Annotated in this window: 11 protein-coding genes and 1 riboswitch; of the genes, 8 read left to right on the top strand and 3 right to left on the bottom strand. The window is 75.6% G+C overall.

The genetic code is table 11. The features are described from left to right. Positions 1–165: 165 nt before the first annotated feature. From GTR02_RS12180 to GTR02_RS12195, 4 genes are read left to right on the top strand one after another with little or no spacing between them, the layout of a single operon-like run. Entirely contained in the window at positions 166–1,542 is a 1,377-nt protein-coding gene (locus tag GTR02_RS12180) for an FtsW/RodA/SpoVE family cell cycle protein (RefSeq protein WP_166607767.1), read from the top strand. Next, entirely contained in the window at positions 1,539–2,993 is a 1,455-nt protein-coding gene (locus GTR02_RS12185; protein WP_166607768.1) for a penicillin-binding transpeptidase domain-containing protein, read from the top strand. Before GTR02_RS12180 ends, GTR02_RS12185 begins: the two co-directional genes overlap by 4 nt. Next, on the top strand, positions 2,986–4,926 hold the full coding sequence (gene pknB, locus GTR02_RS12190) for a Stk1 family PASTA domain-containing Ser/Thr kinase (RefSeq protein ID WP_205709132.1): 1,941 nt from the start codon (positions 2,986–2,988) through the stop codon (positions 4,924–4,926). The genes GTR02_RS12185 and pknB overlap by 8 nt, the downstream gene beginning before the upstream one ends. After that, positions 4,926–5,774 carry a metallophosphoesterase family protein gene (locus GTR02_RS12195; protein ID WP_166607769.1) on the top strand — a complete coding sequence of 283 codons (849 nt, stop codon included), beginning with the start codon at positions 4,926–4,928 and terminating at the stop codon, positions 5,772–5,774. Before pknB ends, GTR02_RS12195 begins: the two co-directional genes overlap by 1 nt. A 26-nt stretch (positions 5,775–5,800) precedes the next feature. Here the strand turns inward: GTR02_RS12195 and GTR02_RS12200 are convergent, their stop codons facing one another. Further along, a complete protein-coding gene (locus GTR02_RS12200) occupies positions 5,801–7,615 on the bottom strand; it encodes a SpoIIE family protein phosphatase (RefSeq protein WP_166607770.1) in 1,815 nt (604 codons plus the stop codon). Between the two features lie 228 nt (positions 7,616–7,843). Between GTR02_RS12200 and GTR02_RS12205 the strand changes: the two genes are divergently transcribed. The 4 genes from GTR02_RS12205 (at position 7,844) to GTR02_RS12220 (ending at position 12,926) form a co-directional block, all read left to right on the top strand. Beyond that, positions 7,844–10,123 (top strand): EAL domain-containing protein, encoded by a 2,280-nt coding sequence (locus GTR02_RS12205; RefSeq protein ID WP_166607771.1) that lies wholly within the window; start codon positions 7,844–7,846, stop codon positions 10,121–10,123. Between the two features lie 10 nt (positions 10,124–10,133). After that, positions 10,134–10,244, top strand: a riboswitch (SAM riboswitch). A gap of 43 nt (positions 10,245–10,287) precedes the next feature. Then, positions 10,288–11,232, top strand: coding sequence for a MetQ/NlpA family ABC transporter substrate-binding protein (locus tag GTR02_RS12210; RefSeq protein WP_166607772.1), 945 nt, complete (start codon positions 10,288–10,290; stop codon positions 11,230–11,232). Between the two features lies 1 nt (position 11,233). Continuing rightward, positions 11,234–12,265 carry an ATP-binding cassette domain-containing protein gene (locus GTR02_RS24435; RefSeq protein ID WP_166607773.1) on the top strand — a complete coding sequence of 344 codons (1,032 nt, stop codon included), beginning with the start codon at positions 11,234–11,236 and terminating at the stop codon, positions 12,263–12,265. A 61-nt stretch (positions 12,266–12,326) separates the two neighbouring features. Then, positions 12,327–12,926 (top strand): methionine ABC transporter permease, encoded by a 600-nt coding sequence (locus GTR02_RS12220; RefSeq protein WP_166607776.1) that lies wholly within the window; start codon positions 12,327–12,329, stop codon positions 12,924–12,926. A 10-nt stretch (positions 12,927–12,936) separates the two neighbouring features. Here the strand turns inward: GTR02_RS12220 and GTR02_RS12225 are convergent, their stop codons facing one another. Next, the gene (locus tag GTR02_RS12225) at positions 12,937–14,646 is read right to left on the bottom strand and encodes a LamG-like jellyroll fold domain-containing protein (RefSeq protein WP_205709133.1); all 1,710 of its coding nucleotides are present in this window, start codon (positions 14,644–14,646) and stop codon (positions 12,937–12,939) included. Beyond that, a complete protein-coding gene (locus GTR02_RS12230) occupies positions 14,643–15,572 on the bottom strand; it encodes a lysylphosphatidylglycerol synthase transmembrane domain-containing protein (RefSeq protein ID WP_338073775.1) in 930 nt (309 codons plus the stop codon). The genes GTR02_RS12225 and GTR02_RS12230 overlap by 4 nt, the downstream gene beginning before the upstream one ends. Positions 15,573–15,634 lie beyond the last annotated feature (62 nt).

Below are 15,634 nucleotides of genomic sequence, written 5' to 3' on the forward strand. Positions count from 1 at the left end.
GCGCAGCTCCTCGACGGTCGCCTCCGCCCCGGCCGCACTCCCGACGGAGGCCCCGCTGCCCACCGCGAGCACACCCGTCCCGAGCACACCCCTCCCGAGCACACCCGGACCGACGACCTCCCCCGACGCCGCGCAGCGCGCGGCCGCCTGCGCGGGGATCGGCTGATGGCCACCGTGACGCCCGTCTACCCGGCGACGCGGCGCAACACCGAGCTGGCGCTGCTGGTGATGGCCGTCCTGGTCGCCACGGGCGCGTGGGCGGTCGTGGGGCTGACGGAGGACGGCACGCTCCCCCCGGGGCTGGCGCTCTACGGCGGGGGTCTGGGCGGGCTCGCCGTCGTGCTGCACCTCGTCCTGCGCTGGAAGGCGCAGTACGCCGACCCGGTGCTGCTGCCGGTGGCGACGCTGCTCAACGGCCTCGGCCTCGTCGTCATCCACCGCCTCGACCTGTCGTCCTCGCGGGCCGACCAGGCGCCCCGCCAGCTGCTGTGGTCGGCGATCGGGATCCTCGCGGCGGGTGCCGTGCTGTGGGTCCTGCGCGACCACCGGGTGCTGCGCCGCTACACGTTCACCGCGATGGTCGCGGGGCTCGTCCTGCTGCTGCTGCCCCTGCTGCCCGGCCTCGGGCGCACCATCAACGGCGCCCGGATCTGGATCGGCGTCGGCCCGCTGTCCTTCCAGCCGGGCGAGCTGGCCAAGATCGTGCTGGCGGTGTTCTTCGCGGGGTACCTCGTCGTGCACCGCGACGCGCTGTCTCTGACCGGCCCGAAGCTGCTGTTCCTGCGGCTGCCGCGGGCCCGCGACCTCGGGCCGATCCTCGTGGCCTGGCTCGCGAGCGTCGGGATCCTCGTCCTGCAGCGCGACCTCGGCACGTCGCTGCTGTTCTTCGGCCTGTTCGTCGCGGTGCTCTACGTCGCGACCGAGCGGGTCAGCTGGATCCTGCTCGGCCTGGCGCTGTTCCTGGCCGGCGCGGCGCTCGCGGCGTCGACGTTCGGGCACGTGCAGCAGCGCATCGACATCTGGCTGCACCCCTTCGCGGCGTCCAACGCCGACGACAGCTACCAGCTCGTGCAGGGCCTGTACGGCATGGCCAACGGGGGCCTGCTGGGCACCGGGCTGGACCGCGGCCGGCCCGACATCGTGCCGTTCGCGAACTCCGACTTCATCTACTCCTCGATCGGCGAGGAGCTCGGGCTCGTCGGGCTGTTCGCCGTCCTGCTGCTGTACGGCGTCCTCGTCGAGCGCGGGCTGCGCACGGCCATCGCGGTGCGCGACGGGTTCGGCAAGCTGCTCGCCGCGGGCCTCGCGTTCTCGGTGACCCTGCAGGTGTTCGTCGTCGTCGGCGGCGTGACGCGGGTGATCCCCCTGACGGGCCTGACGATGCCGTTCCTCGCCGCGGGTGGTTCCTCGCTGGTGTCCAACTGGATCGTCGTGGGCCTGCTGCTGCGCATCTCCGACCTCGCGCGGCGCCCCGCCCCCGAGGTCCGCAACGGGCCCGAGTCGGGCGACACCGGGGTCACGCAGGCGGTGCGGGTCCCGTGAACCGTCCCCTGCGCCGGCTCTCCGCCGTCGTCGCCGTCCTGTTCGCCGCGCTGTTCGCGTCGACGACCTGGATCCAGTACTTCCAGGCCGACGCGCTGAACAACCGCCCCGGCAACAGCCGGCAGCTCTACGCCGAGCTGGGCCGCGACCGCGGCTCCCTCATCGTGGCGGGGCAGGCCGTCGCGTCGAGCGTGCCGGTCGACGACCCGTACGTCTTCCAGCGGCAGTACGCGGCCGGGCCCGTGTACGCGCCCGTGACCGGCTACTACTCGATCCGCTACGGCACGTCCATGCTCGAGCGCGCGGAGAACGACGTGCTCGCGGGCACCTCCGACCGGCTGTTCTACCGCCAGCTGTCGGACCTGCTGACGGGCGAGAAGCCGCGCGGCGCCTCGGTCGACCTCACGCTGGACCCGGCCGTGCAGCAGGCCGCGTGGGACGCGCTGGACGGCCGCAAGGGCTCCGTCGTGGCGCTGGACCCGCGCACGGGCGACGTGCTGGCCATGGTGAGCAGCCCGAGCTACGACCCGAACGCGCTCGCGAGCCACGACGGCGAGGCCGTGTCGAAGCAGTGGAACGCGCTGCTGGCCGACCCCGACGACCCGCTGACCAACCGGGCCATCGGCGGCGACCTGTACCCGCCGGGGTCGACGTTCAAGCTGGTCACGGCCGCGGCGGCCCTGGAGAGCGGGAAGTACGAGGAGTCGACGCTGCTGGACGGCCCCGCCGAGCTCGACCTGCCGCAGACGACCTCGACCCTGGGCAACGACGAGGGCACGGCGTGCGGGCCGAACGACCAGGTGTCGCTGATCGACGCCCTGCGCATCTCGTGCAACACCGCGTTCGCCTCGCTCGGCATGACGCTGGGCGCGGACGCGCTGCGGACGCAGGCCGAGAAGTTCGGCTTCGGCCAGGACCTGTCGGTGCCGATGCGCGTCACCCCCAGCACGTTCCCGGCCGACCCGAACGCGCCGCAGCTCGCGCAGTCCGCGATCGGGCAGTTCGACGTCCGGGTGACGCCCCTGCAGGTGGCCATGTACTCGGCCGCCATCGCCAACGGCGGCGTCCTCATGAAGCCGAACCTCGTCCGCGACGTCCGGGCGGGCGACGACCTCTCCGTCGTCGAGACGCCCGCGCCGCAGGAGCTGGGCCGCGCGGTCAGCGCGAGCACGGCCGCGACCCTGACCGACATGATGAAGGCCGTCGTCGCCCGGGGGACCGGCACGCGCGCCCAGATCGACGGGGTCGAGGTGGCGGGCAAGACGGGGACCGCGCAGCACGGTGCGGGGCTCCCGCCGTACGCGTGGTTCACGTCCTTCGCGACCAAGGGCGACCGGCAGGTCGCGGTCGCGGTCGTGATCGAGGACGGTGGCACGGTGGACAGCGCTTACGGGGGACGGCTCGCCGCCCCGGTGGCCAAGCAAGTGATGGAGGCGGCGCTCGGTGGTTGACGCAGACGGTGGACAGGCGGGAGCGGGCGTGCGGCGGCTGCTCGGCGGGCGCTACGAGGTGGGCAGCCTCCTCGGCCGCGGCGGCATGGCCGAGGTGCACGTGGCCCGCGACACCCGGCTCGGGCGCACCGTGGCCGTGAAGCTGCTGCGCGCGGACCTGGCGCGCGACCCGTCCTTCCAGGCGCGCTTCCGGCGCGAGGCCCAGTCCGCGGCGTCGCTGAACCACCCCTCCGTGGTCGCGGTGTACGACACGGGCGCCGACCCCTCGCCGCAGGCCGGCGGCGGCAGCGTCGACCTGCCCTACATCGTCATGGAGTACGTCGAGGGCCGGACCCTGCGCGACGTGCTCAAGGCCGACCACCCGCTCGCGCTGAGCGAGTCGCTGAAGATCACCGAGGGCGTGCTCGCGGCCCTGGAGTACAGCCACCGGATGGGCATCGTCCACCGCGACATCAAGCCCGCCAACGTCATGATCACGCCGGCGGGCGAGGTCAAGGTCATGGACTTCGGCATCGCCCGCGCGGTCTCGGACTCCTCGGCGACGCTGACCCAGACCTCGGCGGTCATGGGGACCGCGCAGTACCTCTCGCCCGAGCAGGCGCGCGGTGAGCAGGTCGACGCGCGCAGCGACCTGTACTCCGCGGGCTGCCTGCTCTACGAGGTGCTCACGGGCCGCCCGCCGTTCGTGGGCGACGCCCCCGTCGCGGTCGCCTACCAGCACGTCAGCGAGCAGCCCCGCCCGCCGAGCGCGCTCGAGCCGGGCATCCCCCCGGCCGTGGACCACGTCGTGCTGATGGCGCTGTCCAAGGACCGCGAGCACCGCTACCAGTCGGCCGCGGACTTCGCCGACGACCTGCGCCGCGCCGTCGAGGGCCGGCCCCTGCGCGGGGCCACCGTCGGGGCGCTGCCCCCGGCCGCCCCCACCGAGGCGACCCGGGTCGTCCCGACGGTCGCGGCGGGCGCCGCGGCGGCCACCGCCACGGGCACGCTGCCCCGCGTCGACGACGACCCGGACGTCCCGGAGCGCCGCCGGCGCTGGCCGTGGGTCCTCCTCGTCCTCGTCCTCCTGCTGGGGGTGGGCGCCGCGGCGTGGGCCATCTCGCAGCAGGACCCCGGCCGCGGGTCGGCGACGCCGTCCGCGTCGCCCACGGCCGCGCCCGTCCCCGACGTCGTCGGCCGGACGCAGCAGGAGGCCGAGGCCGCCCTGCAGGGGGTCGGGCTCAGCTCGACCGTGGTCCAGGCCGCCAGCGAGGACCAGCCCCTCGGGGTCGTCATCTCCACCGACCCGACGGCCGGCACCCCGGCGCTGTTCAGCGCGCCGGTCACGCTGACGGTCTCCAGCGGCCCGGCCGCGGTGACCGTCCCGGACCTCACGGGGAGCACGCAGGCGCAGGCGCGTGAGGAGCTGTCCCAGGCCGGGCTGACCGTGGGGCCCGTCGAGACGACCGACGAGAACCCGCAGGCCGACCGCGGCACGGTCGTGCGCACCGACCCCGGCGCCGACGCCTCCGCCGCGCCCGGGACGCCCGTCACGCTGTACGTCGCGAGCGGGCAGGTGACGGTGCCCGAGCTGGTCGGGCAGGCCGTGGACGCGGCCCGCGCCCAGCTCAACGAGCTGGGCCTGCAGGCCAACGTCACCAGCGAGGAGTCATCCGACGCCTCGCCGGGCCAGGTGCTGAGCCAGAGCGTGAGCGGCAACGCCAAGGTGGACGTCGGCACCCCCGTCGACCTCGTGGTCGCGTCCGCCCCCGCGTCGCCGTCGCCCAGCCCCAGCTCGCCGACCTCCAGCCCGTCGCCCAGCGGCTCGCCGTCGGACTCGCCCAGCCCGTCGGAGTCCCCCACGGGCCAGGCGGCCGGCGGCGGGAACGGCGGCGGCAACGGGAACGGGAACGGGAACGGGAACGGGCGCGGCGGCGGCAACGGCGACGACTGATGCGCCCCGCGCGGGTCCTGCACCTCTCCGACACCCACCTGCTCGCGGCGGGTGCGCTGCACCAGGGCCTCGTGGACACCACGGCGGTCCTGCGGCACACCCTCGCGGGGCTCGGGGGCGTCGGGCCGCTGGACGCCGTCGTCGTCTCGGGCGACGTGTCCGACGACGGCAGCGCCGAGTCGTACCTGACGGCGCAGGACCTCGTCGAGGGCTTCGCCGTCGAGCACGGCGCGCGCGTCGTGTGGGCCGTCGGCAACCACGACGTCCGGCTGCCCTTCGCCGAGGTGCTGCTCGCCGCGCCCGCCGAGGGCCCGCTGGACGCCGTGCACGACGTCGACGGCCTGCGCGTCGTGGTCCTGGACTCCTCGGTGCCCGGCGCGGGGTACGGCGAGCTGCGTCCCGCCCAGCTGGAGGGCCTGCGCGGCGCGCTCGCGCAGCCCGCGCCCCGCGGGACGGTCGTCGTCGTGCACCACCCGCCGCTGCCCGCGCCGACGGTCCTGCACGACGCCCTGCGCCTGCAGGACCCCGGCGCCCTCCTCGACGCGCTGCGGGGCACCGACGTCCGCGCCGTCCTGTCGGGGCACTACCACCACCCCTGCGTCGCCACCCTCGGCGGCGTCACCGTGGTCGTGGCGCCGGGGGTGGCCAACCGCAACGACGTCCTCGTCGCGGCGCCCCGGGAGCGCGCCGTGCGCGGCAGCGGCGCGTGCCTGGTCGAGATCGGGCCCGACGCGGTCCGCGCGACCGTCCTCGCGGTGCCCGCACCGGGCGACGGCGAGGAGCTGTTCGTGCTCGCCCCGGACGTCGTCGAGCGCATCGCGCGCGAGGCGGGCGTCCCCCGCCCCTGACCCCGACGCCCGGTGGCGCGGGCCGGTCAGCGCAGGCGCAGGACCAGCACGGCCGTGTCGTCGTCGCCGGCCACCGCCTCGGTGTCGTCGAGCACGACGTCGCTGAGCTCCTCGGCGGTGCTCCCCGCGTGCCGGGCGACGACCGCGACCAGCCGCGCGATGCCGTCGTCGAGGTCCTCGTCGCGGCGCTCGACGAGGCCGTCGGTGTAGAAGACCACCGACGACCCCGGACCCAGGGCGACGAGGTGGTCGCGCCGGGACGCCTGCGGGTCGTGGCCCAGCAGCAGGTCGGGGGTCCCGTCCAGGACCGTGACCTCACCGTCGGGCCGCACCAGCAGCGGTGGCGGGTGGCCCGCGTTGGCCCACCGCAGGCAGCGGCGGACCTCGCCGTCGCGTTCGTGCTCCTCCAGGCGCGCGACGACCGCGGTCGCGAGCGTGTCGACCTCGAGGCCGACCATGGCCGCGTCGAGCCGGTTGAGCAGGTGGGCGGGGGAGTCGTCGCTGTCGAAGGCGATGCCGCGCAGCAGGCTGCGGACCTGTCCCATGACGGCGGCCGCGGCCCGGTCGTGGCCGGTGATGTCGCCGACCGCGAGCAGCGTCGCGCCGCCCGCCGTCACGAACGCGTCGTACCAGTCGCCGCCGACGCGCGCGCCGATCGCCGCGGGGCGGTAGCGGACGGCCACGTCGAGGTGGTCGCCCAGCGCCGGGCGCGTGAGCATGCTGCGCTGCAGCGCCTCCGAGAAGCGCTCGACGGCCTCCGCCGCGGCCCGCTGCGCCGTGGCGACCTGGAGGCGCTTCAGCGTCTGCGCGAGCTGGGCCGCGAGCCCGTCCATGAGGTCGAGCTCGTCGTCGCTGAAGTCGTGCTCCTCGCGCCACGAGACGCCCAGGCTGCCCAGCCGCTCGTCCTGGACGACCAGCGGGAGGAAGGCCCACGCGCGGCGGTGGGTGGCGGCGTAGACGCCCGCCATCTGGCCCGTGAACGCGAGACCCGAGGCGACCGTGGGCAGCAGGACGCGCTGCCCGGTGACCGCGGCCCGGGCGCCCGGCATCGGGCTGTCGTGCGGGAGGTGGCCGTAGGTGAGCTGCACGTGCTCGCCCAGGGACTCGCTGACCGACACCCGCCAGCCGCCGTCGTCGTCACGGCTGATCACGGCGCCGCCGTCGGAGCCGAGCAGGGCGGGGGTGCGGCCCACGACGATGCGCTCGAGGTCCTCGACGGTCTCGGCCGAGGTCAGCGCGAGCGCCGCGGCGGCCAGGCCGGTCACCCTCCGCGCCGCGAGGTCGCGCGCCTCCTGCGTGACGTGCAGCTCCTGCGCGCGCTGGAACAGCTCGACCTCGACCTGCTGCGCGCGCTCCTGCCACGCGGCGTCGCGGTCGACCCCCGCGAGCAGCCCCTCGCGCTCGCGGACGAAGTCGGTGACGTCCTCCACGCGCTGGACGAGCAGGACGGTCCGGCCCGCGGCGTCGAGGACGGGGGCGCTGACGAAGGACCACCAGCGCTCGGCGACCTTCCCCGTCTCGGCGTCGGCGAGGTCGTACTTCTGCAGGGCCATCGCGTCGGGTTCGCCGGTCGCGAGCGCCCGGCGGAAGGACGTCTCGACGGGGTTGGCGCCGTCGGCGGCCAGCGTCACCGGCGACGGCGGGAAGACCTCGAAGACCGGGCGCCCGACGATGTCCGCCAGCCGCCGGCCGACCATGCCCAGGTAGGCCGGGTTGGCGTGCACGACGAGGAGCCCGGAGTCCATCACGAGGTAGGCCGTCGGCAGGGCGTCGACGACGCGCCAGCCGTCGAGCACCGCCGCGAGCGCGGCGGACGGGGGCGTGCGGGCTGCTGACGACACGTGCCCTCCGACGGGTTCGCGGTGGCGACTCACCCGCACGGCCGACGAGTGGTGACCCACAGCATGTCACGGCTACTAGCTGTCATCGCAGTGATCTTCTAGAACGCTCATCCTCCTCCCGACGGCGCCGCACGCGGCCGGCGTTCAAGTCCGCGACCGAACCGGCCGATGCCTGGTCGTCCACCCGCGTCGAACCACCGGCGCGGCCGTGGTGAGGGAGGAGTGCCCGTGAGCCCGCTGGTGCGCCGGCCCGCCGCGCGTCCGGAGCCCTGGACGCCCGCCCTGCTCGCCGCGCTCGCCGGGGCACTCGTCCTCGTGGTCACGGCGACGACCCTGCTCCCCGGCCTGCGCCCGGCCGTGCCGCTCGCCCTCGCGACCGCCGTGCCGGTCGTCATGCTCGTCGGGGTCCGGCGCCACCGCCCGCCCACGCTCGGTCCGTGGCGCCTGGCCACCGCGGCCCTGGCCGCCTGGGCCGTCGCCGCCGTCGCCGGCACGCTCGGGGGCGAGCCCTGGGCCGTGCCCGCCGCCGCGCTCGTGAGCCTCAGCCAGGTGCTGGCGGTGGGCATCGTCCGGGCCTGGTACCTCGTGAGCCAGGACCCGCCCGGGACCGACCGCGCCGGTGTGCTCGACGGGCTGCTGGCCGCGGCCGTCGTCGCGCTGGTCGCCACGCGACTGGTGTCGTCGGTGCTCGCCGGGCTGCCGGTGTCGACGCTGCTCAGCGCCGCCTCGCCCCTGCTCGACGTGGTGATCCTGTCGTTCATGCTGCAGTTCGCGATCGCGCGCGCCCGGTACGGGACCTCGTCGGTGCTCATGCTCGCGGGCGGTTTCGCGATGGTCGCCTACGACCTGCTGTGCACCCTGTCCGGCGCCCGCGTGCCCGCCGCGGACGTCACGCTGTCCGGGGTGGGCCCCGTGGGCCCGGTCCTGTTCGCCCTGGCCGCGCTGCACCCGTCGATGCGGCAGACGTTCGAGGCCGCCCGGGTCGCCCAGCGCCACCGCGCCTCGCGGCAGCTGCTCGGGCTGCTGCCGCTGGCGCTGGTCCCGGCGTGCCTGGCCGCGCTGAACGACCGGCTGCCCGGCCTGGTGCAGCCCACCTGGCAGTTCCAGCTCGCCGGGGCCGTCGTCGGGGCCCTGGCGCTGCTGCGGGGCTTCGCCGCCCTGCGCACGACCGAGCGGCACGCCGCGCGCGACGCGCTCACGGGCCTCCTGAACCGCCGCGGCCTCGCCGACGCCTTCGCGGGCCTGTCCGCCGGGGGCTCGCGCGCGACGGTGCTGTGCGTCGTCGACGTCGACGACTTCAAGCGCGTCAACGACTCCCTCGGCCACGAGGCCGGCGACGAGCTGGTCGTGGCGCTCGCGCAGCGGCTGACCCGCACCGCCGGACCGGCGGGCGTCGTCGCGCGGCTCGGGGGGGACGAGTTCGTCGTCGTGGTGCGGGCCGACGCGGCCGGCCCCGACCCGGCGACCGTGGCCGCGCTCGTGTGCGCGGAACCCTTCGTCGTCGCGGGCCGCCCGCTCGACGTCCGGGTCAGCGCGGGCGTGGCCCCGGGGCGGCCGGGCCGCACCCTGTCGGAGTCCCTCGCGGACGCGGACGTCGCGATGTACGCCGCCAAGGCCGGCGGCAAGGGCCGCACGGCCGAGTTCCACGAATCCCTGCGGCGGCAGGTCCTGGGCCGGCTGGTCATCGCGGACGAGCTGCGGCGGCTGCTCGGCGGGACGCCGGACGCCGGGGTGGGGACGCTGGAGGTGCACTACCAGCCGCTCGTGGACACCGCGACGGGCCGGGCCGACGCGTGTGAGGCCCTCGTGCGCTGGCAGCACCCCGTCCAGGGCCGGATCCTGCCCGACGAGTTCCTCGCCGTCGCGGAGGAGGAGGGCCTCGGCGCCCACCTGGACCTGCTCGTGCTGCGCACCGCCCTCGCGCAGCTGCGCCGGTGGGAGGAGGACGGCCTGCACCTGGACAGCGTCAGCGTGAACCTGGGCCGCTCCGCCACGTGCTCGCCCCTGCTGGCCCGCGACGTGCTCGACGCCTGCGCCGCAGCCGGTGTGGCCCCGCGGCGGCTGCAGCTGGAGATCACCGAGCACGACCGGATCCCCACCGAGGAGGGCATCCGCGGGCAGTTCGCCCGGCTGACGGCCGCCGGCGTCCGCGTGGCGCTCGACGACTTCGGCACCGGGTACGCGTCCCTGGAGTACCTCCTGCGCTTCCCCATCACGACGCTCAAGCTCGACCGCTCCCTCACCGCCGCCCTGCTCACCGACGCGGCCTCGCCGCTGGTCAGCGGCGTGCTGGGTCTCGCGTCGGGGCTCGGGATCGGGGTGCTGGCCGAGGGCGTCGAGACGACGGTGCAGCGCGACCGCCTGCAGGACCTGGGCATCACGCGCGGTCAGGGCTGGCTGTACGCCGCGGCGCTGCCCGCCGAGGAGTTCGCGCGGCACGTGCGCGGCGGGGACCGGGCCGCCGCGGCGCCGGCCACGACCGCGCTGGCGACCCCCGGACCCGTGTAGAGTTCCTCCCGGCATCGAGCGTCAGCGACAAGCCCTGGCTTGCTGACCAGCAACCCTCCCCCGCGGCGGGGTGCTCCAGGTGAAAGCCCGGTGGGACGAACCCGTCCCACAAGCGTGAGTGACCGGGACGGCGTCCCGGCCCTGCTGCACCGGAGGAACACCCTGTGTCCAGTCCGACTCCCCCTGCCCTGCCGAGCAAGCCGCGCCGCAACCGACTCCCCGTCCTGGTCGCGGCCCTCGTGGCCGTGGTGGTCGTGGGCGTCGCCGCCGTGGTGTGGCGCACCACGGGCGACGACGCTACGGCGACCGCAGCGTCCACGCGGACCGTGAAGATCGGTGTCACCGACAAGGCCGAGCCCTACTGGACGACCTACGTCGACCTGGCGCAGCGGCGGCTGGGCGTCGACGTCGAGCTCGTGAACTTCTCCGACTACAGCCTGCCGAACCCGGCGCTGGAGCAGGGCGAGCTCGACCTGAACCAGTTCCAGCACGTGCAGTACCTGGCGAACTACAACGTCACCTCGGGCGACGACCTCCAGCCCATCGGCGCCACGGCCGTGTACCCGCTGCCGCTGTACTCCACGACGGTGGAGGACCCCGCGGCGCTGCCCGCCGGGGCGAAGGTGGCCATCCCCAACGACGCCATCAACCAGGCCCGCGCGCTGCTCGTGCTGCAGGCCGCGAAGCTCGTGACGCTGAAGGACGGCGGGACCGCGTTCTCGACGACCCGGGACGTCACTGACGCGACCGTGGAGGTCGTGGCGCTCGACGCGTCGCAGACTGCGAACGCCCTGCAGAGCGGGTCCGTCGCGGCCGCCGTCGTGAACAACAACTACGCCACCAGCGCCAAGCTCCCGGCCTCGGACGCGATCTTCTCCGACGACCCGAACGGGCCGGCCGCCGCGCCGTACGTCAACGTGTTCGCGGCCCGCGCGGCCGACGCCGCGGACCCGACGTACCTGGAGCTCGCCGCGCTGATCCACGACCCGGCCGTCGAGGCGGAGTTCCGCAAGAGCTACCCCAACGGGGTCGTGAGCACCACGGACGCCGCGGCGCTGCAGGCGGAGCTGACCACCGTCGAGGAGGACGCGAAGGCGGCGGGCAGCTGAGGTGGCGGACTCCATCGTCCGCCTCGGCCACGTCAGCAAGCACTACGCCCGGCCCGGCGCGAAGACCGTCACGGCCGTCGACGACGTCGACCTCGACGTGACCGAGGGCGAGGTCCTCGCGGTCATCGGCTACTCCGGCGCGGGCAAGTCCACGCTCGTCCGGCTCGTCAACGCCCTCGAGCGGCCGACCTCCGGCACGGTGACGGTGGCGGGTCAGGACCTCACGACGCTGTCCGAGCGCGACCTGCGCCTCGCCCGCCGGAAGATCGGCATGATCTTCCAGCAGTTCAACCTGTTCCGGTCCCGCACCGTGGCCGGGAACGTCGCCTACCCGCTGAAGGTGGCGGGCGTCGCGAAGGCCGACCGCGACGCCCGCGTCGCGGAGCTGCTCGACTTCGTCGGACTGCTGGACCGGGCGCACGCGCACCCGGAGCAGCTGTCCGGCGGGCAGAAGCAGCGCGTCGGCATCGCCCGCGCGCTCGCGACGAACCCGCCGCTGCTGCTGGCCGACGAGGCGACGAGCGCTCTCGACCCGGAGACCACGGCCGAGGTGCTCTCGCTGCTGCGCCGCGTGAACCGGGAGCTCGGCGTCACGGTCATGGTCATCACCCACGAGATGGACGCCGTCCGCCAGGTCGCCGACCGCGTCGCCGTCATGGACGCGGGCCGGGTCGTCGAGCACGGGGACGTCTACGACGTGTTCTCGACCCCGCGCACGGCGGCGGCGAAGCGGTTCGTGCGCAGCGCCCTGCACGACCGCCCCGACGCGGAGACGCTGCGACGGCTGCGCGCCCGCCACCCCGGCCGCCTGGTGTCGGTGTCCGTGACCGACGAACCCGGTCTCCAGCGGCGGATCGACGCCGCGTTCGCCGACGCCGGCGTCCGGACGGAACTCGTGCACGGCGGCGTCGCGGAACTGCGTGAGCGGCGCATCGGCTCGCTCACCTACGAGACGACCGGCTCGCCGGCCGCCGTCGACGCGGCGCTCGACGCTCTGCGGCGCCACGGGATCCGTACCGAGGAGGAGGTCTGACGTGGACGGCTTCCTCGCCACCGTCGACGTGTACCGCACCGCGATCGCCCAGACCCTGTTCATGTCCCTGGTCTCGATGGTCGTGTCGGGCGTCCTCGGCCTCGCGCTCGGGATCGCCCTGTACGCGACCCGGCCCGGGAACCTCCTGGGCCACCGGGTGGTGTTCGGGGTCCTGGGCCTGCTCGTCAACGTGGTGCGGCCCATCCCCTTCGTCATCTTCCTCGCCGCGGTCACCCCCCTGCAGCTCGCGGTCGTCGGGACGACGGTGGGGACGAACGCCGTCACGTTCGCGATCGCCCTCGCGGCGGCGTTCGCGGTCTCGCGCATCGTCGAGCAGAGCCTGGTCTCGGTCGACCCGGGCGTGGTCGAGGCGGCCCGCGCGGCGGGGGCGTCCCGGCTCGGCATCCTCCTCGGCGTCGTCGTGCCCGAGGGGCTGGGGCCGCTCGTGCTCGGCTACACGTTCGTGTTCGTCGGCATCGTCGACATGTCCGCGCAGGCGGGGCTCGTCGGCGGCGGCGGGCTGGGCGACTACGCCATCACCTACGGCGCCCAGCGCTACGACTACGGGATCGTCTACGTCAGCGTCGCCACGATCATCGTGATCGTGCAGGTCGGGCAGCTCGTGGGCAACCGGATCGCCCGCGGGGTGCTGCGCCGCTGAGGCGCAGTGCTCACGGGCCGGTGAGGAACTCCGCCACCGGCAGGGCGCGGCCGACGATCCGCACGTCGCCGAGGGTGGCGCGCAGGGTCCGGTGCAGGGTCCCGGCGTGCTCGACGCCACCGACGAGCCACGGCCGCCCGGCCGTGGCGAGGCCGCGGTTGGCCGTGACGGGGTTGCGCACGACGGGGCAGCCGTCGACGAACAGGGTCGTCCGCCGGCCGTCGTTGACGGCGGCCAGGTGCCACCAGCGCTCCGGCGGCAGCTCGTGGCTCCAGTTCGTCACCGACGTGCGCGAGGACGTCGGGTAGGCGCACCACTGGGCCTCGCGCGAGGGCGAGAGGCTCAGCGTCGCGGGCGGCTCGTCCGGGTCGCCGTCGCCGCGCCCGGCCGCGGCCGCCGTCCCGCCGCGCGAGACGATCCCCGCCCACCCGTCGTCCTCGCCGAAGTCCGCCGGGAGGCGCACGAACGCCTCGACCGTGTAGCCGTCGGGGAACTCCTCGGCCGCCAGCGGGGCGCCGTCGACCGTGCGCAGGCCGTCGCCGCGCAGCTCCAGCCCGCCGTGGGTGGGCGCGTCGCGGTGGTGGTCCGCGCAGCGCACGAGCGCGCCGGCGGTGCCCCGCAGCGGGACGAGGTCGTTGCCGCGGCCGCTCGCGTCGGGGACCACGGCGTCGCGCGCGAGCGCCGTCCCGGGCTCCCCCGCGAAGCGCCAGTGGGCCAGCGTCCCGGGGACGAGGACGTCGGCGGCCGGGCGGGCCGCCCGGGCGGGCACGGGCGCGAACCCGGCGAACCGCGTGGCGACGTCGAGCGGGAAGGAGAACCGGTCGGCGTCGCCCGTGCGCTCGACCTCCTGCGCCGCGAGCGCGTTGCGCTGCGCCGGTGCCTGCGCGAGCACGTGGGGGGAGAACGTCTCGACGTCCACGGTGCCGCGCGCGACGTCGACGCGGTACAGGCGCAGCATCCCCGACCCGCCCCCGTAGCGGTGCTGGTGGTTCACGACGTGCAGGTGCACGTCGTGGCCGGCGTCGTTGCGCCGCACCGTCCTCCCCGACGGCCAGGAGTGCCCGTTGAGGGTGAGGAACACCTGGTCGTGGGGGCGGACGAGGTCGTCCCAGAGCTCCTCGCCGTGCGCGCTGAACGTGGCGCGCCCGCTGCCGTCGTCGGCCTGCACGAGCTCGTGGGTCGTCAGGACGACGGGCACGGCCGGGTGCTCCGCGAGGACCCGCCGGACCGTGTCCCGCGCGGCGGCGGTGGTGCGCCAGTCCAGGGCCAGGACGATCCAGGGCCGGCCCGCGGCCCGCAGCCGGTGCACCGTGGAGTACCCGTCGGGCGAGGCGGCCAGCAGCGTCCCGCCGGCCCGCCCGCGCCCACCGAAGTGCCGCAGCCAGGGCGTCGGCCCGCGCCGGTCGTCGCTCGCACCGTCGACGTCGTGGTTGCCCGCCAGCACGCTCCAGGGGGCGCCGGCGCGGTCCAGGACGTCGAACTCGGCCGCGGCGCAGGCCACCTCGGCCTCGGCGCCGTTCTGGGTGACGTCGCCCAGGTGGGCGAGGAACACGGTGTTGTGCTCCGCCTGGGTGGCGAGGACGTGGCGCAGCGACGCCCGCAGCGCCTCGGGGTGCAGGGCCTCGCCGTCGAACAGGTACTGCGTGTCCGCCAGCACGGCGATCGTGAAGCGGGGGCTCTCCTCGTCCGGCGACCACCGCGGGACGCCCGTCGGCGTCACACGTCGCCGCTGCGGCGCAGCAGGAGCAGGACGACCCAGCCCAGCGGGACCCGCGCCCAGAACGTCACGAGCCGGTGCAGCAGCGCGGCCGAGAGCGCGGTGGTGGGTTCCACCCCCACGGTCACGAGACCCGCCACCAGGGCGGCCTCGGCGGCCCCGATCCCCCCCGGGACGGGGACGGCGCCCGCGACGGCCGAGCTGCCGACGACGACCAGCACGAGCAGGGACAGCGGGGCCGAACCCCCGAACGCCTGGGCGGCGCAGCCGAGCGTCGTGGCGAACCCCAGCGTGGTGACGAGGTGGCCGACGACGGCGGCCGTCAGCCGGCCGGGGTGGGACAGCGTCGCGCGCAGCGGGGGCCACGACGCCCGCAGCGGGACGAGGACGCGGCGCACCAGCCAGGCCCGGGCCGTCGGCCAGAACCGCCCGACGAGGGCCAGCACGGCCAGCACGGCCGCGAGCCCGGCGGGGACCTGCCACGGCACCAGGCCGCCGATCTCGCGCACCTGCCCGTCGGTCAGCAGCAGCCCCGCGACGAGGACGAGGGTGACGAGCCCGGCCGAGGACTGCACCACGCCGACCGTCGTGACGGCGGCCGCGACCGGGACGCCGCGCCGGTGCAGGTAGCGCATGTTCAGCGCGACCCCGCCCGCGCTGGCCGGGGTCACGAGGTTCACGAACGACGTCGCGAGCTGCACCGCGACGGTGCGCAGGACGGGCAGCCGCCCCGGCGTGAGGGCGATGAGCGAGGTGACGTTGCCGAGCACGGGCAGGGTCGAGGCGAGCACCGCGAGGGCCACCCAGGAGCCGTCCGCCGAGCGCAGCCGCTCGCCGAGGTCCGCGGCCTCCAGCCGCCGCGAGAGGACGACCACGGCCGCGACGGTGGCGACGGCCAGCACGACGCGCCCCACGGTCCTCCGGCGCACGGTCAAGCCCCCGACGGTACCGGCAGCCTCAGTCCCCGCCGCCGCCGCCGCCGCCGTCCCCC

The sequence above is a fragment of the Kineococcus siccus genome (assembly GCF_009906795.1).
GTDB lineage: Bacteria > Actinomycetota > Actinomycetes > Actinomycetales > Kineococcaceae > Kineococcus > Kineococcus siccus.

Excerpts from the sequence above, each read along its gene's own strand:
- GTR02_RS12180 (WP_166607767.1), top strand. The coding sequence starts at position 166 with ATGGCCACCGTGACGCCCGTCTACCCGGCGACGCGGCGCAACACCGAG.
- GTR02_RS12195 (WP_166607769.1), top strand. The coding sequence starts at position 4,926 with ATGCGCCCCGCGCGGGTCCTGCACCTCTCCGACACCCACCTGCTCGCG.
- GTR02_RS12220 (WP_166607776.1), top strand. The coding sequence starts at position 12,327 with ATGTCCCTGGTCTCGATGGTCGTGTCGGGCGTCCTCGGCCTCGCGCTC.